This is a genomic window from Clostridium sp. YIM B02500 (assembly GCF_022324665.1).
GTDB classification, from domain to species: Bacteria; Bacillota; Clostridia; order Clostridiales; family Clostridiaceae; genus Clostridium; species Clostridium beijerinckii.
Map to the genome: position 1 here is coordinate 181613 of NZ_JAKGTE010000007.1, position 19648 is coordinate 201260.

General features: G+C 28.6%; 17 protein-coding genes. 2 read left to right on the forward strand and 15 right to left on the reverse strand.

The window, feature by feature from the left end:
- Nucleotides 1-101: 101 nt before the first annotated feature.
- From cphA to L1S46_RS08310, 8 genes are all read right to left on the reverse strand, one after another.
- Nucleotides 102-2744 (reverse strand): cyanophycin synthetase, encoded by a 2643-nt coding sequence (gene cphA, locus L1S46_RS08275; protein ID WP_041893780.1) that lies wholly within the window; start codon nucleotides 2742-2744, stop codon nucleotides 102-104.
- The gene (locus tag L1S46_RS08280) at nucleotides 2716-3561 is read right to left on the reverse strand and encodes a cyanophycinase (RefSeq protein ID WP_238899729.1); all 846 of its coding nucleotides are present in this window, start codon (nucleotides 3559-3561) and stop codon (nucleotides 2716-2718) included. Before L1S46_RS08280 ends, cphA begins: the two co-directional genes overlap by 29 nt.
- A 6-nt stretch (nucleotides 3562-3567) precedes the next feature.
- Nucleotides 3568-3744, reverse strand: a complete 177-nt coding sequence (locus tag L1S46_RS08285) for a hypothetical protein (RefSeq protein WP_155715372.1) — start codon at nucleotides 3742-3744, stop codon at nucleotides 3568-3570.
- Between the two features lie 146 nt (nucleotides 3745-3890).
- Nucleotides 3891-5453, reverse strand: coding sequence for an SPOCS domain-containing protein (locus L1S46_RS08290; RefSeq protein WP_011967740.1), 1563 nt, complete (start codon nucleotides 5451-5453; stop codon nucleotides 3891-3893).
- 462 nt (nucleotides 5454-5915) lie between these two features.
- Entirely contained in the window at nucleotides 5916-6158 is a 243-nt protein-coding gene (locus L1S46_RS08295; RefSeq protein ID WP_011967739.1) for a Veg family protein, read from the reverse strand.
- Between the two features lie 615 nt (nucleotides 6159-6773).
- A complete protein-coding gene (locus L1S46_RS08300) occupies nucleotides 6774-7313 on the reverse strand; it encodes a glutathione peroxidase (RefSeq protein ID WP_238899730.1) in 540 nt (179 codons plus the stop codon).
- 238 nt (nucleotides 7314-7551) lie between these two features.
- Nucleotides 7552-8412: a sporulation peptidase YabG gene (gene yabG / locus L1S46_RS08305; RefSeq protein ID WP_011967737.1), complete on the reverse strand. Its 861-nt coding sequence runs from the start codon at nucleotides 8410-8412 to the stop codon at nucleotides 7552-7554.
- 162 nt (nucleotides 8413-8574) lie between these two features.
- The gene (locus tag L1S46_RS08310) at nucleotides 8575-9573 is read right to left on the reverse strand and encodes a CotS family spore coat protein (protein ID WP_238899731.1); all 999 of its coding nucleotides are present in this window, start codon (nucleotides 9571-9573) and stop codon (nucleotides 8575-8577) included.
- Nucleotides 9574-9681: 108 nt separating this feature from the next.
- Here L1S46_RS08310 and L1S46_RS08315 point away from each other — a divergent pair, with 108 nt between their 5' ends.
- Nucleotides 9682-10803 carry a glycosyltransferase family 1 protein gene (locus tag L1S46_RS08315; protein ID WP_238899732.1) on the forward strand — a complete coding sequence of 374 codons (1122 nt, stop codon included), beginning with the start codon at nucleotides 9682-9684 and terminating at the stop codon, nucleotides 10801-10803.
- A 326-nt stretch (nucleotides 10804-11129) separates the two neighbouring features.
- On the opposite strand, the gene L1S46_RS08320 is transcribed toward L1S46_RS08315, so the two are convergent.
- From L1S46_RS08320 to L1S46_RS08330, 3 genes are read right to left on the reverse strand one after another with little or no spacing between them, the layout of a single operon-like run.
- Nucleotides 11130-12185 (reverse strand): CotS family spore coat protein, encoded by a 1056-nt coding sequence (locus tag L1S46_RS08320; protein WP_238899733.1) that lies wholly within the window; start codon nucleotides 12183-12185, stop codon nucleotides 11130-11132.
- 55 nt (nucleotides 12186-12240) lie between these two features.
- Nucleotides 12241-13047: a spore coat protein gene (locus L1S46_RS08325; protein ID WP_238899734.1), complete on the reverse strand. Its 807-nt coding sequence runs from the start codon at nucleotides 13045-13047 to the stop codon at nucleotides 12241-12243.
- 1 nt (nucleotide 13048) lies between these two features.
- The gene (locus L1S46_RS08330; RefSeq protein ID WP_017210071.1) at nucleotides 13049-14065 is read right to left on the reverse strand and encodes a CotS family spore coat protein; all 1017 of its coding nucleotides are present in this window, start codon (nucleotides 14063-14065) and stop codon (nucleotides 13049-13051) included.
- Nucleotides 14066-14193: 128 nt separating this feature from the next.
- Here L1S46_RS08330 and L1S46_RS08335 point away from each other — a divergent pair, with 128 nt between their 5' ends.
- Complete coding sequence (locus L1S46_RS08335) at nucleotides 14194-15312, forward strand: glycosyltransferase family 1 protein (RefSeq protein ID WP_011967731.1); 1119 nt, start codon at nucleotides 14194-14196, stop codon at nucleotides 15310-15312.
- Nucleotides 15313-15469: 157 nt separating this feature from the next.
- Here the strand turns inward: L1S46_RS08335 and L1S46_RS08340 are convergent, their stop codons facing one another.
- The 4 genes from L1S46_RS08340 to L1S46_RS08355 form a co-directional block, all read right to left on the reverse strand.
- Nucleotides 15470-16624, reverse strand: a complete 1155-nt coding sequence (locus tag L1S46_RS08340) for an ABC transporter substrate-binding protein (protein WP_017210069.1) — start codon at nucleotides 16622-16624, stop codon at nucleotides 15470-15472.
- Nucleotides 16625-16636: 12 nt separating this feature from the next.
- Nucleotides 16637-16945: a PTS lactose/cellobiose transporter subunit IIA gene (locus L1S46_RS08345; protein ID WP_011967729.1), complete on the reverse strand. Its 309-nt coding sequence runs from the start codon at nucleotides 16943-16945 to the stop codon at nucleotides 16637-16639.
- Nucleotides 16946-17144: 199 nt separating this feature from the next.
- A complete protein-coding gene (locus tag L1S46_RS08350) occupies nucleotides 17145-18374 on the reverse strand; it encodes a trypsin-like peptidase domain-containing protein (RefSeq protein ID WP_039771779.1) in 1230 nt (409 codons plus the stop codon).
- A gap of 265 nt (nucleotides 18375-18639) precedes the next feature.
- Nucleotides 18640-19641 (reverse strand): alpha/beta hydrolase, encoded by a 1002-nt coding sequence (locus L1S46_RS08355; RefSeq protein WP_238899735.1) that lies wholly within the window; start codon nucleotides 19639-19641, stop codon nucleotides 18640-18642.
- Nucleotides 19642-19648 lie beyond the last annotated feature (7 nt).

Below are 19648 nucleotides of genomic sequence, written 5' to 3' on the forward strand. Positions count from 1 at the left end.
AAAATCTTGTCTAATTAATAAATTAAAAAAGGATTAATAATGTCTATTAAACATTCTGCTATGAGATCAATTTTAGATAACTTTAAATCTTTTATCAAGAGTTATAATGTATTACTGTACTGTTTATATTCTTCATCGAACGTATCTAGTTGTTTGTTTGGTTCCTCATTTATAAACTCTAAAAGAGAATCTAATTTTTCATAGAATACTACAATCATATCGCCCTTATTACTCATATCTATTGCATATTTTAACGCTTGAACTTCATCTAGACAAATCTTCAAATTTGCATTTTTATTAGTTTTCAATATTGACTTTTCTAATATATCTGCAATCTCTCCAGATTTTCTACCCCTTTTATCCTTATCTTCTTTTATTACTATTTTATCAAAATTATTAGCACATATTTCTCCTATTGCGTATCCTATATCGTCTTTTCTATCTCCTGGTATTCCAATTACCCCAATTAAATCATTATCTCCCTTAATCTTTCTCAATGAAGATATAATCGCTCTATAACCTTCAATATTATGAGCATAATCTAATATAACTCTTCTGTTAAGGTAATTGTACATGTTAAATCTTCCGCTATTATCTTCATTCTTTAACCCAAAGTCCATAAAACCTTTTGAAATCATACAATAATCAACTTCTAAGCCTACAAGCCCTGCACAAGCTGCCATTGCATTTTCTATATTATATTCTAATGTTCCATTATATGATATTGGTAACTCTCTAGTAGCTACAATTTCATACTTCTTCTTATTATTAATTACGCAAATTTTATCATCTTCAACAAATACAGCTATTTTGCCATTAGCTATATTTTCTTGTATCAACGGATTTTCTTTATCTTTTGCAAAATAAATTTTTTCTGCTGTGAATCTATTTATTACAGTTTTGCTATATTTATCATCAGCATTTACAACAACAAAACCATCATCTTTTACTGCTTCTCCTACTAAAGCTTTTGTAAAGCTCAACTCTTCAATAGAATTAATTCCATCCAAACCCAGATGATCATTGGTTATATTTGTGATTATTGCTACATCTGCCAACTCATATGCTAGCCCTCTTTTAACCAATCCTCCTCTAGCAGTTTCTAAAACAGCTACATCTACATCTTTATTCATCAGTATTGATCTTGCGCTATTAAATCCAGAATCATCTCCCTTATGTATACACTTTTCATTCAAATATACACCATCAGTCGATGTCATGCCTACATTGCTTCCCATCTTTCTTAGCACATGACTTATTAACCTTGTAGTAGTTGTCTTTCCATTAGTGCCTGTAATAGATATTACAGGTATATTTTTAGGCTCTTCATCATAAAGCGTTTCAAGTATTGCTTTTCCCACATTACGCCTTTTACCTTTTGAAGGGAAATGGTGCATTCTTATACCTGGCGCGGCATTTATCTCTAAAACTACTCCATTATTATCCTTAAGCGGAACACTAATATCTTTTGCACAAATATCAACTCCACAAATATCTAACCCTAAAGTTTTAGCTGCATTTATGCAACTTTCTATATTTTCCTCACAGATTTCATCAGTGCAATCTATTGCTATTCCACCAGTAGAAAGATTTGCATTCTCTCTTAATAATATTTTTTCACCCTCTTCAGGGATATAGTTCAGTTCCAATCCTCTTTTAGAAAGGCATGATATTAACTCAGCATCAATTTTTATTTTGGTTAATGCTTTTTCATGATCCTCTCCTCTTAATGGATCCTTATTAAGAACCTCTATTAACATCCTTAAACTATCTTTTCCATTTCCAATAACATATGGAGCAATTCTCAATGATACAGCTACCACCTTGTAATTTACAACACAAACTCTGTAGTCGCTTCCTTCAAAGTATTTTTCCAAAATTATATCCTTTTGATTTTTTCTTAAGTTAATATATGCATCAACCAATTGTTTTTGATCTTTTATATTCAGTATTACTCCTTGACCCTTGTTTCCGCATTGTGGCTTTAAAACCACTGGATATCCAATTCGTTCTGCTTCTTGTAATAATCCAATTAAATTAAGCACTTTACTTCCGTCTGCTACAGGAATATTTTGAGTTTGAAGCAACTGTTTTGTTAAGAGTTTATCACAAGATATATCAACTCCTACACAACTAGTCTTGTTTCCTATAGAAGCTTCTATAATTCTACCCGCTTTTCCATATCCTATTTGATATATGGTACTGTCCCCTAGTTGCATAACAGGAAGTTTATATTCCCTTGCCGCATCACATATTGCTTTTGTAGTCGCACCCATTTGCTCATTTTGCAATATATTTTGTATAATTTTCATTCTTCCATCGAAATTTATTGGATTTTGCGCTATCAAAGAATTCATTAAATCTATGGCTAAATTAGCCACCTCAAGTATTGTATTTTTATATTCATATTGTACGATAATATAATACATATCGCCTTTAATTTCTCTTGCCTTTCCATAAGCAACATCTATTCCTAAATTATTTTGTATCGCTATCATAGTGTGTTCACAAATATGCGCTAGGTAAGTTCCTTCTTTTAGTCTTTTAACAAAACCACCTTCTTCATCAATTCCGCATCTATGATTTTTTAATTCAGGAATTATATTTACAAGATTAAAATTAAAATTCGGTATGTCCTTACTTGGTATTTCAGAATATCCTTCCAAATCCATATCTATTCTTATACACTTTTTATGAGAATAAATATTTTGACCTTCATATATTCTCTTTTGTATTATCTTCATGATTAAACTTTTCCTCCTCAAAAGGTGACTTTTTTATAAGATCAAATTTATTTCCATCAGTTAATACATGCAACTTAACATTATGCATACTCAAAATATCATCTGCATATAATTCTGAAACATTAGTATATGTAATTGCACTACCATCAATAAAGTAAACTGCTCCTTCACCTATTACCTCTATCATTCCAGATTGGTTTACTACTATTCCTGTATTCTCATCTATTCCTATTCCTAAAACCTCAGGGTTTTGTGCAATTCCTGTTAATAATCTCCCTATTCTTCCTCTTTGAGCAAAATGTTGGTCAATTATAACATCCTTAATCAACCCAAGACCTGGAGACATTTTTAATGTGCATTTTCTAGGATCATCATCATCTTCCCCTTGAACTATCATTGTGTCACTCATTACGGATGCTCCTGCTGAAGTACCTACTATAAATGCACCATTCTTCCAAGCTTCTTCTAATGCATCATAAACCGGAGTTCCGCCAATTAAACTTGTTATTTTTAATTGATCTCCACCGGTAAAAAATATTAATGAAGAATCTCTGATTAGCTCTACATTCATATCATCAGATGCTTCTGTTCTCTCACTTATATCTAATACCTTTATATTTTTTACTTCAAGTTCTCCAAATACCTCTTTATATTTATTTGCGGCCTCTTTAGGATAATCAGTTGCAATAGTTGCAATTAATAAAGTATCTTTACTTTTGTCAATTGAATCACATACTCTTTTTAAAATTTCTTTTTTGCCTTCTTTATCTTCGGCTCCTCCAATGATTATTAAATTACCACTTAAAACTTTTTCCAAATTTTCTCACCTCATATCATGCATTACATATTCTATCCACCAGATTAAATAATTATTCAAGAAATTTGGCTGCTGCAAATGCCAAACCACGTTTCCTATAAGAATAATTTCTCTAGTTTTTACTTCCTTAAGTTCGAAGTAATTAGCAACTATAAAACAAAACTTAGTTTGTGTATTTTTCATTTTATTATGTAAATATTTTTTCTTCATATCCAAAAACTTTTTCTATTTTTAGAGCTTAATAATATTGCTTCATAAAAAAAGAGATCCTCCGGAATTCATCTAATGAAATTCTTAAAGTATCTCTTTTTTTATGAATTTAATTAATTTTAGAATATTGCCCTTCCTGGTATTATCAATTTTTGTCCTTCTTCAATATGTTCTGGATCTTCAATCTTATTTATTTTAATTAAATCGTCAACTGTTGTATTATATTTTTTTGCTAAGTTCCAGAAAGTATCCCCTTTACCAATTACATATATAGTAATACTAGCTTTCTTTTCTGGAATATCGCCCTCTTCTTCAACCACATCTGAAACAAATTCTTTATTCATTTCATACAATACTCTGCCAGATAGTATCACAGTAGCTTTAATCGCTATATTATTTCCTTCTATAGCCGCTTCAATATTTTCTAAATTACTTTTAATTATAGATTTCATATTTTCATCTGCGCCTGCTATATCAATTGCAGCTGAGAATGGTATCTCTGCTTTAACACTTGATAGGTATTTCTCCTCATCAGTTGTCTTATACAATATACTTGCTTTTATAATTCCCTCTACAATAACTCTGTCTTTTACAACTTGTTTATCTGTTAATATTATAGCCCCATTAGCAGATATTATATGTTCAGGTCTCAAATCATTATCTTTCAATTGAATATTATACTTAACAATTGCTTCAGAATTATTCATTCCATGAAGAATTCCAACTTCATGTTCATCTTTTTTGAGACTAAGCAAACAATTGGTAGAATATGCATCTTTAATAGTATCTATGTTTTCTTTTGAAAATATCTTAACATTTGCTCTAACTACAAGCTCATCGTTTATAATTCTTATTTCGCCTAAATCATCTTCTTCCAACATTAAATCATTATTTGATATTTCATAGGAAACAGTTGGAATCATATCTGATGTTATACCATTAATTTCTTCCTCTTTTGATAAATAAATATCATCTTCTAATGGAATTATTTCCTTAGAATCTTCTCCTTTGTATAGTATATTTAATTTGCAGTAACAGCCAAGATAAACTTTATCTTCTGTTATTTTTATTTCCTTTTTATGAAGTAGTAAGGAACACTTTAATATTTTGCTGATTTGTGGTTTATCCATACCAACTCTAATCATAGATTTACCTACTAATTCAACATCCTCTGTTGCATTGATTTTATTAATTGTCTCTGTTTTTTTCAATACTTCTACTTGATCATTGCCCTCAATATCTTTTACAAATTCAAATTCATTGCTCTTGTAAAGTTCCCAATCTACAGTAACTATACCCTGAATAGATATTTTCCTCTCATTCATTATGTTTGCTTCAATATGTTCAATATTACACTCTGCCTCGCAAATTACTCTATTTTCCCCTTGATTCAAGTCAATATTATTTGTAAAGTTCTGATTATAATTCACCGAATTTACTGCGAGTCCCTCTTCTTTAGCTAAATATATTACTGTGTACTCAACCTTTCCTTCTATAACTACTTTATCTCCAATTATTTCTTTATTAGTTACCATTGGTCTAGCTTCAACAGTTAATATCTCTTGTACATCAGGATGGGTATCAGGGATTAAGTATTCATCTTTTAATACCGAATTCGTATTATTTTCCCTAAGCAATTGTTCAAACTGTACATTTTCTTTTACAATATCTATATCTGCCATATTTTATACCTCCATAAAATTCCTACTATTCATTTATATACATATGAGTAGAAATTTATGATAAATATATTTTTATTTTATTCTAACAAATTAAGTAAACCTTTTATTTAATTTACTTAACAATATTTTTTTAAATTTTTTTGCGTTTTTTATTGACATATACTATTTTTTGTCGTAATATAGTAATTGGTTATTGACCATATAACCTCTCATAAATTCTCAATACCCTTTTATACCATAGTTGAAAGATGGAAACCCACCATCTTTCTTTTTTTATAAAATTATTTAGTTAATCTAAATCCTATTATCATTTTAATCATAAAATTATATTCTATTTATGGCTTTCTACGTATAAAAACACTTCTCACAATTTCTAATTCATTAATTATTTTAAATAAATATGAATATTAAAAACTCACTTAAAAATAAAATAAAAAGAAAAAACTCCGAATTAATCGAAGCTTATATTCTAGTTGGAAATACCAATTGTACAGTCTTTGTTAATACATCTGAATAACTATAAGTCACGGTCCTTTGGGTGTCATTTTTTAATCTTATAACAAAAATACTTGGGTATACACTTTCAATTATACCATCATTAACTAAAATCTTTTTCCTTCCACCATTAGCTTTTAGAGTCACTTTCTGACCGACGTGTCTCTCTATATCGTTTTTAATGGAAGCAATAGTTTTAACTTTTTCCATGTAAACACCCTCTTTCATACTAATTATATAACAAAATCATAAATTAGTCAAGTAAAATAAATATTTTATCATTTATAGCACCATATTGTCAATGTAAACATTTTTCCAATTATATATGTTTTCAAGCTATTTTATTATATTATCTGCTTTTTCTTAATTATTATTCCCCTTATCATTAAATTTAATTCTATAACATTTCATAATCTATAAATAACCTTAATTTTATTTTTAAATTGATTCCATGTTCATACTTAGATAAGTATATAATTTAAAATCAGATATTATATTAAAAATCTTTCTTAGCTCAATGTTATATCTATAAACTATTCCCCATTCAATTATTCTATACTCTTATCCTATTAACATAATTTCGAGTATTTCCAATGTTATATATTGACCAATACTACTTACAGTAATATTGGTCAATATTTTATTCCTTACTATATTTTTTAAGAAAATCTTAGTAGACATTTTATATAAAGCTGGAATTCCCTCCCCGTTCAGAATTTATTCTCAACAATACCAAATGACATTTTTTAATCATATAAAAATATTTTTTACTATAAAATACTCCTTTAATCACACGTACATTAAAGGAGTATTTATATTTATTCTCTATTTTTCATTAATTAATTTTTCAATTTGATCAGCAATTTTCTCTGGTTCATATGTTGGTGCAAATCTAGCTATTACTTTTCCCTCTTTTGATACAAGGAATTTTGTAAAATTCCACTTAATATCATCTCCACTTGTATTAAAGCCTTTTTCTGATAAAAGATTATACAATCCCTTTGATGCATCATCTTCGCTTGCAATAGGAGCCTCTTTCTTTAAAAAAACATATAATGGATCACTATTCTCTCCATTTACATCAATCTTTGCAAATGTTTTAAAAGTTGTTCCGTATGTTAATTTACAAAAATTTGATATCTCTTCATTAGTCCCCGGCGCTTGCTCAAAGAATTGATTTGATGGAAAATCTAATATTTCAAATCCACTGTCTTTATATTTATCATAAAGCTTTTGAAGCCCTTCGTATTGTGGAGTAAACCCACATCCTGTAGCTGTATTAACAATTAGTAATACCTTTCCCTCGTATGTCTCCATAGAAACCGAATTTCCATTTATATCTTTTACTAAATAATCATATATCATTTTGCTTCTCTCCTTATCATCTTTAATATGAACTTAAGTGAATAAACTTATGTTTTCATAAATTATATTTTATAAAATTAAATTTGTTAAAACTACTATATATTCTATTATTATTTTTGTCAAATAGAAATATTATATTTATTAATTATAGTTAAAAACTTCAATACTCTTACTAATTGTTTAGATGCATTGAAGTTTTTAATAATTTATTTTATGCAATTCCTATCTAAATTATTTATTAAATATAAGGAGATTTAGGATATCCTTCTCTATACTTTCCCCTAGTCTGCAATCCTCCAACTCCCTTTATTCCTGTTATCGTATTTTCAATAACATCAGTTATTGAGACTACCTTATCAATTCTTGTATAAGCAATCTTCTCACATACAAAAACAGGGTCCAGGCAGTGTATTAATACTCGATTTGGACTCGAGGCAAAATTAGCACCTACGTCTAATATTCTTTCATAGCAACTTTGACAAGCCCCTGCAAATATTACTAATTCATCATAACTTGAATTATAATTTCTTAAGTTTTTGACTGATTCTAAATAATATCTTGAATTTCTATAATTATCTAAATTCAAATAATCTCTTGGTTCTCGTAAAACACTATCGTGTCCAGTTAAAACTACTATGTCCGGTTTTATTTCTTTCACTAAGTCTACTATTACCTCTGGTTGATCTTTTTCCGCTATAGCTCTCCCCACTGCATCTAAAGATAATTGCTTATATACCTTTAAACAAGTCTCCATGTACTCACTATCCCCATCTACATGGAGAATCTTTCCTGGCCTTCCAAACATCAATTCATTCTTCGTCTTTATCTTAGGAGATTTTTCAACTTTATCCCTAAGATCACCTCGTAGTATCATAGCTTTCTTTATGGCCTCATTAACTCTTGTATTTAATATTTTATCTTGAGATCCAGTGTCCTCTTCTGCCATTTCAAGATCATCCAAACTTGCATCTGCTATTATTCTTATATTAATTCCTTTTAGAATTATATTATACTTTCCGCCACTATCTTTAATATCAATTATTTTAAAAGTAATATCTTTATTATAAGATTTTCTAACAACTATATCTCCTATTTCCATTACTTTCTCCTAATACATTCTTTCACATTATAATATGGTAAAGATTATTAAAGGTTTCTAAATTAATATAAGAATGATTTTATTCTATCTAGGCAAGAACAAAATAAATGAACTATCGAAATAATTCTTTAATTATTTCGGTAGTTCATATTATTATGTTTATTATATCTTATATTCATTCTTGAATTTTTCTAAAAATTCTAGGTATTTCTCTTGCTCATGTATTATTGATTCTAACTTACCTGCAAATGTATTTTGCCCCCAATTAACTTCATTATAATAATATCTATTTGCAAGCCTCCAATATCTTTGTGGGAATTGAAGATATGCATATAATACCTTATATTCCTCTGATTTTAATTTTGATACTGAATCATAGGATTCTATAATAGCTGTCGCAAATTCTAAATTCCACTCAACTCTCTTTAGCACCTTTATCATAAAATTGCTTATATCAAAGGTTCTAACTTCTCTTTTACAGTAATCAAAATCTATAACATGTACATCCATACTATCGCTCAAAATTATATTATGATAAGTAAAATCATGATGGCAAAAACTTTTTTCATTCTCAGCAATTGCACATAACTCATAGTAATCTGACTCATTTAAAGTTACTAAGGATTTCTTCCCGATCTCTTTATAAAACTCCATAGATTTTAAATAGAGCATGTCAAAATCACTTTTTATACTTTTTTTCCTTACCATATCTCTCATTTTATCTAAAGATTTAATTCTTTTTTCTATTAAATGAGGCCATCTGCCAAGATCACTTTTGAGCTTAGAATTCTCAGGTGGATCATATCCCTTAGATGCTTCATGGAGATTAGCTAAAGTTTTTGCTGCTATTTTTACTTCATCTATGTTATGGAAGTCACATTCCCTTCCTTCTAACCATTCAGACAAAGTATATAAGTCTTCATTAACCAATGCATAAGGCTCTCCATTTATGTTTAAATAGTATTTATCTAAATTATTAAAACCATTTTTTCTTAAGTGCTCTTTAGCACCATACACGAACAATAACTTTTGGGGTCCATAATTTATCTTTTTCAAACATCTCTCGCCTTTATCTGTTTTAAGATAGTATACGCCCTTATTTGCCTTAATTTTTTCTATCTTTATATTGAATTGTCTTTCAATTTCAAATTCCCTCATCATACTTCTCACCTCCTGTATATTTATATGAGGATATCATTTCTTTTATTAACATTTTTTATATTCTTTTAATATAATAGATTAAGACAAATGCTATGAAAGGGTTTAATAATGAAAATAGGAATAGATGGTAGAGCTGCAAAGTGGTATCGAGGCACTGGTATAGGTACCTATACTTATCAGTTAATATCTAGCCTCAACAATGTTGATAGTAACAATAACTATTTAATTTTCACACCACAATGCGACTTTATAAGCGATTTAAATAATAATTTTAAAACAGAACTTATTGAATCAATACCTTCTAATAGTTTTTGGGATGATATAAATGTTCCCAATATATTAAATAATGCAGACATAGAGCTTTACCATGTCCCACAAAACGGGGTTGGTCTATCAGAAAATGTTGAATGCAAAAAAGTTATTACTCTACATGATATAATTCCTTTAAGAATGCCTGAAACTGTTAGTGATAGATATTTAAAAATATTTAATAATGAACTGCCTAAAATTTTAGATAATTGTGATGGAATAATTACTGTATCTAATTACTCTAAGGATGATATTGCTAAGGAATTTAACTTTCCTGCTGAAAAGATTTATGTTACCCCATTAGCTGCTGAAGATATTTACAGACCTATGAGTAAATGTAGATCTAAAGACTTTATTACTGAGAAATATGGGATAAAGGAAGACTTCGTACTTTACGTTGGAGGATTTAGTCCAAGAAAGAATATTTTAGGGCTAATAGAAGCCTATTCTAAACTCCCAAGTAAATTAAAAGAAAGTTTCAAGCTAGTTATAATTGGTCGTAAGGGTCCTTCTTATACTAAATACAAAAATAGAGCTGATGGTCTAAATATATCTAATAACGTTATTTTTACTGATTTTATTCCCATTGAAGATATGCCGTTGTTTTACAACGCTGCTGAGGTCCTTGTATACCCTTCTTTTTATGAAGGATTTGGACTTCCTCCTATAGAGGCTATGGCATGTGGTACTCCTGTAATAGCTTCTAATGTTACGTCATTGCCTGAGGTATGTCATGAATCAGCACTTTTTATAGATCCTAATGATATTGATTCACTATCTTATGACATAGAAAGAGTTTTAAGTAATAGCTTATTAAGGTTAACAATGGTCAAAAAAAGCCTAACACGAAGTAAAAACTTTTCTTGGAATAAAACAGCTCTAGATACAATATCCGCCTATGAAGCTATAATAAATTCATAGAATAATACACTAACTATATAAAATAAAATTTATATTTTTTATATAACTAGTAAAATTCCTTCATAGTTTTTGTAATTAGCTACCTTATAAGTAATTTATATTACAACAGTTTCAATTAAACAATTTCTATTAAATATCTGTATAAAGGCAAGAAAATCATAAGAGATTTTCTTGCCTTTATAAATTCTCAATATTTTTTAACTAATAAGAAACCAATATTCTATTTACGAAATAAAATATTGGCTAAATTATTATTATAAATAGATCAATTATAAATTAGATTTATATTATTCTTTGCATTCAAATAAATTAAACTTATATTTAAATTACCTATTTACTTCAGCACCTATGAAAAATTTATTTTCTAAAACCTTTAAAAATTCATATCTAAAGTCCTCATTACTCAACTTTCCTTCAAATCTGCTTAAATATACTTCATATTCCCAGTTCTTTCTCTTATGATAATAATCTCTTGATATTGTATAAAAATCTTTAGGGAACTTTATAAGTATATACAAGAGTTCTTTTTCTTCTTTTTTTAAAATGGACACATTCTCATATCCATTAATACAAGTTGACATCTTGTCCACATCGAATGCGGCATTCTTTATGCACTTTAAAATAAAATTCCATATATCCATTACTCTTAAATCTATAGTCATAAAATCAAAATCTATTATATTTATTTCATTATTTTTGGTTAAGAAATTATGATAAGCTAAATCATTATGACACAAACGAATAGTATCTCCATCCTGTCTTAGGTTATCATATGAGCTTTTTTCAATGTCATTTTGAACCTCTTTAATTTCATTTAAATACTTATCTACATTGTTTATAAATAATTTATCAAATTCATTTTTATATTTGTACGTATCTACTAAACTCTTCATCCAAATTAAATCATCATATGCTTCTTTAATTTTATCTTTCAAAGATATATCTAAAAAATCTTTTTTGTATTTATCTTTCAAATGTTCTCTTAATCCTTTTGAAGCTTTATGCATTAAAGCTATATTTTCTGCACAAAGATCAATTTCTACTGGATTAGAAAATGATGCTTCTCTTCCATTCAATATATCCATAACAATATAAATTTGTCCATTCCATTCTTTATAACATAAATCATCTTTGAACCTTTTATATGTTATTACATGTTCATAACTCTTTTTTACATAGTCTAAAGAATCACTTATTAAATTGACTCTATCTACATCATAATTTACTCTTTTCAATATTTTATTTCCTTCATCTGTATATACCAAAAATACTTTTCTAAGTGGAACAATGTCGTTTACTTTTATTCCTAGTTCTTCGAAGAACTTTAGGCTCAAATCATAATCGCATAAATAATTTTTTTCTGAATACTTAGTTCTATTCATATTCTTCCTCCTAACAACTAAGCTTTAGGTATAAACAATAACTACCTTTGGTTACCTATATGATAAAATTTTTACTTTCATACTTTAAACTTTTCTTCAATCCATTTAATAATTGTTCGTCATTCCTTGCTTTCCTACTACCCTTACATTCCTCATTTTGTATATTATAAATTTCTCTTGTATTATCCTTTCTACTATCTCTATACCTCTCCCAAAACTTTAAAAAATCCTTTGGATAACTGCAAAGCCCTCTTAAATAATCAAAGCTGTTAAATGATAGGTGTGATCCATGTACAAATAACTTTATTAGTTCTTCCTCATCTATATTAATTTCCTTTCTTTGTAGTTTCTTAATATAATTATATAAGTCTTCTTCTACCAAGTTATATGTCATACCTTTTATTGTACACACTTCTATTTTTTCATTATTCTTTCTTAAATTACTTTTATCAACTTTACCAAGGCAGATTTCTTCTCTATTCATACTACGTCTTATAACTCCAAAGTAGTCATGTTCATAAATATAATTTATAGCCTTATTAGCTTTTTCCAACATTATTTTTCCGTTTGATAATATGATATTCTCTATCTCATTTGTACATGTTTTACTAGATACATATGAATAATTCTTTTGTAGTTTTCTTATCTGCACTTTATAAGATTCCACTTCTCTGCCTATTGTGCTTTTAATTTTGCTTAGCCCTGTTAGATTGCCGCCTAATAGCAATTTATGAAATTCTATAATTAAATCAACTTGAGAAACTATATCATTTCTTTGCATATTTTTATCATAACTAAAACCTTGTCCTATAATAGCTATTCCTTTTTTATTTAAATACTGATTAATCAATAATTCATCCATATTAATTTCCCCCACTAAAATAACTATCAATAAACTTTTCTCTAAATTCACAATCATTTAAGTACTTCTCTAACTTATTGATGAAAAATTCTTCTCCCCATGGTTGCTGTTCCCAATAAACCTGCAACCCTATTTGCCAGAAAGCCTGAGGAAATCTTATAAATTCTCTAATTATAGGTAGCTCTTCTTTTCTTATTTCTATTCTCTCACTATAGGCATTTAAAATTAGATTACATTTGTCGCTTTCCCATTTTCCATCTTTCATTGATCTTATTAATAAAGAAGATACGTCGTGGAGATGTGAATCTAATATGCAGTAATCAAAATCTATAATATTAATATTTTTCTTATTATCTATTAATATATTATGATGAGCATAGTCATGGTGGCAAAATCCCCTTGAAAGAACTTCCTTTTCCATAACCTTTACATAATTATTTTTTTGAAGACCTACTATACTCTTTTCTGCTCTATTTAATTCTTTTTCCATATTGTCCAAATACAATAAATCAAAATTTGATTTATATGCTTTTTGACTTATTCTATTTTTAAAATCCAGTATTTCTCTTCTCCTTGTTTCAAAAACATCTATCCATGAAAACCATCCAATCCTTGGTTTCATCTCTTTCTTCAATGTAAATCCTTTGCTGCATTCATGTAATTTTGCAAGCTCATTTGATACCATTGATAATTCTATTGGATTATCATAATTACTTACTCTCGATGGAATCCATTTTGTTAAGTACGCATACTTTCCGTTTATGTTCCCATATTCTTTTTTTTCTCTATTCATAATAAATTCAGGAATATCCCCAAATCCATTTCTTTGTAAATGCTTCATTGCAGATAAGATAAAATAAAAATGAGAGAATTCATATTTAACTACTTTCAAACAATATCTCTCATCCTTTGTAATAACTTTATAACTATTTTTAACTTTTTCAATATCTTCTACATCTAAATTATAATTTTCTTCAATATAGCCTTTAATTTTAAGTATCTCCTTATTATTCTCCATAAACTTTTCCTACCAGCTATTATTTATTTTTATTATATGTGCTCAAATAATTTATTGTGATTTATATTCACAAAAATTAAAAACTAATAATATTCTGTATTATATATGTAATTTGTTGAGGTGTTCATATGAAAATTGCCATTGATGCTCGTAGTTCCACTTTACATCAAGGAACTGGAATTGGTACTTATACTAGTAATCTTATATCAGAGATTCTTTCTTTAGATTCGAATGATGAATTCACTCTATTTTGCTCTGGAAAATTTAACAAAGAATTCAATAAGGAAAATGTTAATATAATTTATTCTTCAGGTAGACATGGCGGTTTTTATGAAAAATATTATATACCTAATGCACTTAACAAGGTCCATGCTGACCTATACCATATTCCTCAAAACGGAATAGGACTCGATTTTGATACAAAAATACCAACTATAGTTACAATCCATGATCTAATCCCATATATAATGCCTGAAACTGTTGGCAAAGGATACCTAGAACGATTTTTGAATAATATGCCAAATATAATTTCTAATTCACGCGGCATTCTAACAGTTTCTGAATACTCTAAAAGAGATATATTGAAATTCTTTAGTTTTTATCCTGAAGAAAAAATATTTGTAACTCCACTTGCCGCTAATAATAATTTTAAACCTTTGGATAAGAATCAATGTAAGCTATACGTAAAAAACACATTTAAAGTTGATGATCCTTATATATTATATATAGGTGGGTTTAGTTTAAGGAAAAATGCCTTAGGTTTAATTAAATCATTTTGTAAAGTTTATAAAGACTTGAATAAGCCTTATAAGTTATTGCTTGGGGGCCCTTTAAAAGATGAAGGTGAAAAGTTACTTTCATTTGTTCAAGAAAATAACTTACAAGACAAAGTTGTTTTTTGTGGATATATAGAAGATGATATTCTTCCTGTTCTTTATAGCGGGTGTGATGCATTTGTATACCCTTCCTTCTATGAAGGCTTTGGCCTTCCTCCGCTTGAAGCAATGAGCTGTAAGGCACCAGTTATAACATCTTCTATAACTTCTATTCCAGAAGTAACTGGTGATAGTGCTATTTTGATAAATCCTTATAATATAGAAGAATTAGACAATGCCTTAGTTGATCTTTTGAATAATGAAACTTTAAAAGCTGAGCTTAGTGAAAAGGGATATCTAAGAAGCCTTAACTTTACTTGGAATAAGACTGCCAAGAATACCTTAAATGCCTATAGAAGTTTAATATCTTAGACTTTTATAATTATTTAAATCTTTAGTAATAAATCAAATGTGAATTCAGAGTGATATTTCAAATACTATATTAAAATAAATTCAGCATTATAAGAAACACCTTACTGTTTTCCTTATAATGCTGATAATCTAAAACTATTTATATAAATTCTCATTATTAATTGGTATTTGCTCTAATCTCTTGCTTTATCTTTATATATTCATCGTAATTACTTATGATTGGAGTTTTTTCTTCTATATTACTTAATACTACAAGAGGACTTTTTCCAGTAAAATTTTTTACTGGCTCCTCAATATCTTTAGTATTATAAGTATATAAATAGCTTGAGAAAAACTTTCCTTCCTTAACATATTTAACAGCTTCCTTGTTGTTAGTTATTACGTAAGTTATAAATTTTTCAATTAGCTTATCATTCTCGCTGTTTTGATTTAATATTAATAAATTATCTCCTTCCGATGAAAAAAACTTATTAGCCCCTGGTTTAAGGCTAGGCACGTTATTAACGCTCCACGTACAAGGAACATCTAATGCTGCTATTTCTTTCATTGCATTAATAGACGATATTCTTGCTAAGAATTCTCCTCCATTTTGTAAATTTAAAATATTATTATCCTCTAGTTTTTTCATCATAGCTTGAACTTCTGATTTAACTACATCTGTGCTTTTATCACCATCACTTAATGTTTCCATGGTTAATAGATCCATCAAATCTTCGTAATCTTGATCAGTTGCATTAATTATAAATATTTTTCCGTTACTTTTTTCATGAATATCTTTTCCAATCCTTATGATATCATCCCATGTATTCAGACTATCTCTTTCATATCCATAACTTTTTAATAAATCTTCTCTGACATAGAAAGCTAATGGCCTAGATGTTAAAGGTATTCCTATGGAACTATCACCATATTTAACCTGAGCCACCCTATACTTAGAAAAATTCTTAGCATATTCGCTCAAGAGCTTATCATCCTTGTTATAATACTCATAGTTATCTAATTTTAGTTTATCAAAACTAAACCTATCTATCTGCGCTATACTAGAAATCTTTGATTTCGTACTTCCTTCTGAATTATTATTAACTATCTGATTGTAATTTTCTAACTTCTTTACACTTATTGAAGTCCTATCATTCTCCTTCATAAAATTATTGGCGCACTCAACTAAGTACTCATAGGAATTCTCATTTACTAAGAGCTCTATATTTCCTCTAACTTGTTGCTCTTTATTCGGTTGAAATAGATTAATGCTTACTATTCCAATTAACAAAAGGACCGAAAATACAATAGCATATTTAATTTTATTTTTCATATTTATATACCTCTATTTAATAGAACTTATTTTTTCATGCACTTCTATTAATTCAACCGCTAAATCCTTCAAAACCATTGTAGTCATTAAGTGATCTTGAGCGTGAACTAAAAGCAAGGAGAATTCTATTTTCTCATTTACAGCTTCTCCCTGAATTAAACTTGTTTGAGAATTATGTGCATATCCTAATTCCTCATCAGCTTTTATTATTAACCCTTTTGCTTTATCAAAATTTCCTTGTTTAGCTAAAGTAATTGCTTCCATAGAAAAAGTTCGTGCTTCCCCGCTGTGCATTATTATATTTAATATTATTTCCTCCATAAATTATCCCCTTCTCCATTTAGATATCAAAAAACTATTAAATTAAGATACCTTACCCTTATAATCTTTAATTTTACTACTTTTCCTTAAAGTTTTAAAGAATATTATTTTGATGCAATAAAAACTAGAATTGATAACATTAAATTTATCAATTCTAGTTTTAACAATCAAATATATTTAATTTCTATTTAGAAGGATTTTAATTAGATTTTTCTTCTAATACAACTGACAAATCAACAGTTTTCTTATCTCTAATTACTTCTATCTTCATAGTATCCCCAGCATTCTTACTTTCCTTTATTGTCTTAAGTTCATCGAATGTCTTAGCTTCTTTTCCGTCGCATTTAACAATTATATCTCCAATCTTAAGACCACCTTTTTCAGCCGGTGAATACTCTTCAACAGAAGATACATATATTCCTTCTACCAAATCGTATTTCTTAGCAGTAGCGCTGTCAATTTCTCTTATCTGAATTCCTAGATTTAATATAGGTTTTGATAAAGCATCTATCTTATTCTTAACTTCATTTATAGGTATTGCAAACCCTATACCTTCAACTGGTGTTGATGATCCCGATGCATCAGAACCTATCTTCATAGAATTTATTCCTATAACTTGCCCTTTAGCATTCACTAATGGACCTCCACTATTTCCAGGATTAATAGCTGCATCTGTTTGAATGAAATCTACACTTTTTCCACTATCATCTATTGTTCTATTGCTTCCACTTATAACTCCCTTTGTAAGTGTCTGAGCAAAATTCTTTGAGAGAGGTGTTCCAATTGCTATAACCTCAGCTCCTGGATATACTTCATCAGAGTCTCCAAGTTCTGCAACAGCAGGAACTTTAGTTCCATCTTTTAATTTAAGCATTGCAACATCTCTATCTTGATCATAATTTACTACTGTTGCACTTACTTCAGTATTATTACTTAAAGTTACTGTAATTTCTTTAGCATTTGCAATTACGTGATAGTTAGTTAGTATATATCCTTCTTCATTTATAATGAACCCTGATCCCATCCCCTCAACTTCGCCGTTCATAAATCCACTGTTAGATGAACCTTTCGTCGAAACAATGACAACTGCTGGCGCAACTTTATTAAATGCATCTGCCGCTGACATTGCATCAGGAGTGCTTGATGTGAATGATTGCGGAATATAACTTGTTATTTGTTTAGTTGCAGCAACATTATTAGTTTTCATGAATGAATAAGTAGCAGCACTTCCAATTGCCCCTCCTACCATTGTAAGAACTAAAATTCCTGCAATCCTTCCTAGCATGCGCAGACCTCTTCTTTTCTTTCTCTTCGGATCTACATAATTATTACTATTTTGAAAACAATTTTCCCATGCAACTTGCTGACCTTTATCTACTGGTAATGACTCTACATCAATAAATTTTTCGTTATTATCATTATTATTCATGTATTTTTCCTCCTATATATCAATTCTCAACTTATATGACTAGTAATTAAACTATACAAATTCGTTCTTATAAAGTATATTAGAATACTTTAAATATCTACTAGTATTATCTTTATAGTGTTAGTATAGATTTATTATGTGTCAAACAAATGACAAGAATATATAATTTGATATAATTTTTTATGAATTTTAGCCCAATAGAAGCTTTATTTCTTAATTATTCAATAATACTTAATATTTAATAAAATATACATATTTATTAGCATCAAGATTTTTTAGCTGCCTTCTTAGCATCTTTTAAAACACTATTAACGCCGGTAACTACTGAGTCAGGATCTAATACAGACATTGGAGATCCCTCTATTTCCTCTTTATATATAGTTGTTACTGTTGTATTACCAATCTTTTTAACAGGATCATCTTCATTATTAGTTATTAAATATAATGGCTTATTTCCTAGTAGTTCATTAGTTTGACTATTCGAAATGCCTTTATATAAATTTTCTAGTTCGTTTGAAACTGCCTGTTTATAATTTTTCTTATTTTCAAAACTCTGAAATTCATCTAATTCATTCTGATTTAAATACTTCTTAAACGTATCATTTTCCATGGTTAACCCTGCTTTATTTAGCAATGCAGTCAAACTAAAATTCGTACCCATTTTCTCAAATATACTTCTATAATATTTGGACTTAATACTATTCTTAAATTCCTTAGTTTGAATATTTCCCTCTGATATTGGGTTAATTAACACAACTCCTGCTACTGAATCTGAATATAAATTGGCAAAATTACTAAGAACCAGACTACCGTACTCCTCTCCAACTAAAACGTATGGCTCTGGTGCTCCAGCTTTTCTAAGCAATGCTTTCAAATCCTTAGCCTGCTCTTCTGGCGTTCTATTATCCCCGCCATCATTAAATCCATATCCTTCTCTATTATATGTAAAGGTAGATATCTTCTTCTCCTCTAATGACTTACAAACATCATCCCACTCATACATTGTAGTTCCAATTGATCCATCAAATACTACAGTATAATCTCCACCAGTCTTAAGCTTATACTCCATTTTACGTCCATCTATTCTGACATACTTAAATCTAGATTTTAATCTTGTATTATCTACAAAATCATTTAAAATTTGCACTAAAAAACCAAAGATAAATAATCCCACAAAAAAGATAACACATTTTTTTAAAATGCTCCTTTTGCTGGTTTTATCTTTCTCAACCTTATGTACTCCATTAGAATGTGATAACAGCTTCATACCTAGA

What these genes read in the sequence shown, in the direction of transcription:
- L1S46_RS08315 (WP_238899732.1), top strand. Translation starts at nt 9,682, where the DNA reads ATGAAAATAGGAATAGATGGTAGAGCTGCAAAGTGGTATCGAGGCACT.
- L1S46_RS08310 (WP_238899731.1), bottom strand. Translation starts at nt 9,573, where the DNA reads ATGATGAGGGAATTTGAAATTGAAAGACAATTCAATATAAAGATAGAA.
- L1S46_RS08325 (WP_238899734.1), bottom strand. Translation starts at nt 13,047, where the DNA reads ATGGATGAATTATTGATTAATCAGTATTTAAATAAAAAAGGAATAGCT.
- L1S46_RS08345 (WP_011967729.1), bottom strand. Translation starts at nt 16,945, where the DNA reads ATGGAGGAAATAATATTAAATATAATAATGCACAGCGGGGAAGCACGA.
- L1S46_RS08285 (WP_155715372.1), bottom strand. Translation starts at nt 3,744, where the DNA reads ATGAAAAATACACAAACTAAGTTTTGTTTTATAGTTGCTAATTACTTC.
- L1S46_RS08290 (WP_011967740.1), bottom strand. Translation starts at nt 5,453, where the DNA reads ATGGCAGATATAGATATTGTAAAAGAAAATGTACAGTTTGAACAATTG.
- L1S46_RS08295 (WP_011967739.1), bottom strand. Translation starts at nt 6,158, where the DNA reads ATGGAAAAAGTTAAAACTATTGCTTCCATTAAAAACGATATAGAGAGA.
- L1S46_RS08340 (WP_017210069.1), bottom strand. Translation starts at nt 16,624, where the DNA reads ATGAAAAATAAAATTAAATATGCTATTGTATTTTCGGTCCTTTTGTTA.
- L1S46_RS08330 (WP_017210071.1), bottom strand. Translation starts at nt 14,065, where the DNA reads ATGGAGAATAATAAGGAGATACTTAAAATTAAAGGCTATATTGAAGAA.
- cphA (WP_041893780.1), bottom strand. Translation starts at nt 2,744, where the DNA reads ATGAAGATAATACAAAAGAGAATATATGAAGGTCAAAATATTTATTCT.
- L1S46_RS08355 (WP_238899735.1), bottom strand. Translation starts at nt 19,641, where the DNA reads ATGAAGCTGTTATCACATTCTAATGGAGTACATAAGGTTGAGAAAGAT.
- L1S46_RS08335 (WP_011967731.1), top strand. Translation starts at nt 14,194, where the DNA reads ATGAAAATTGCCATTGATGCTCGTAGTTCCACTTTACATCAAGGAACT.
- L1S46_RS08300 (WP_238899730.1), bottom strand. Translation starts at nt 7,313, where the DNA reads ATGATATATGATTATTTAGTAAAAGATATAAATGGAAATTCGGTTTCT.
- yabG (WP_011967737.1), bottom strand. Translation starts at nt 8,412, where the DNA reads ATGGAAATAGGAGATATAGTTGTTAGAAAATCTTATAATAAAGATATT.
- L1S46_RS08350 (WP_039771779.1), bottom strand. Translation starts at nt 18,374, where the DNA reads ATGAATAATAATGATAATAACGAAAAATTTATTGATGTAGAGTCATTA.
- L1S46_RS08320 (WP_238899733.1), bottom strand. Translation starts at nt 12,185, where the DNA reads ATGAATAGAACTAAGTATTCAGAAAAAAATTATTTATGCGATTATGAT.